This window comes from Streptosporangium sp. NPDC048886 (genome assembly GCF_055586905.1).
In genome coordinates this window covers 145,522-146,144 of the sequence record NZ_JBVJHH010000026.1, presented here as the reverse complement: position 1 = coordinate 146,144, position 623 = coordinate 145,522, and the positions used below count along the sequence as shown (strand labels likewise).

Genomic DNA, 623 nt, shown 5'->3' with positions numbered 1-623 from the left:
ATCCTCCGCCGCCAGGCCCTGGCCGGGCAGACCTTCGCCGACCCCGACGAGATCATCTACGCCACCGCCGTGGCGACCACGCAGCTCAACACCCGCGCCCGACCCTGGATCTGGGGCCGCCCGGCCCCCGAGCCTCGTCAACGCCGCCGCCGTCAGGCAGGCCCGGGCGGCCGGGTGCGAGTGGCTCCACGTCGACTTCGACGATCATCTCCGGGGCTTCTACCTCGAATCCTGCGGGTTCCAGGCGACCGGCGCGGGCCTCATCGCGCTGTAGGGGCCCGCCGGAGCGGGAGGGCATGCGGCGCCGCCCGCCGCTTCCGACGGGAGGACGGCCCCGGCGTGGGTAGGCGGTGTCCGGCGCCGGTGGCAGGAAGCTGCCATCGGCGGGGAACTTGCTGACTCCGACATGCCTGGTCCGCGGGCTCCGAAAGGCGCAGAGTTGGTTGTGCGAGGAAAGAACAACCGCTCAAGAAAAGAGATTAAGAAATGAAGAACTCCGCCGCTTCCCTGGTCAAGTTCAATGTCGCCGCCAAGCTGTCGGTCGCAATTGTTTCCGGTGCTGTCGCATTCACCGCGGCAATCGGCGGCTACTCCGTCTCGACCGCGGCCGGCACCACCTGGGA

1 pseudogene is annotated in these 623 nt (G+C 69.2%); it reads left to right on the top strand.

What is annotated here, in order from left to right:
• A pseudogene (locus ACZ6R6_RS29910) lies at window positions 1-274 on the top strand (hypothetical protein); the annotation flags it as partial.
• Window positions 275-623: the final 349 nt, after the last annotated feature.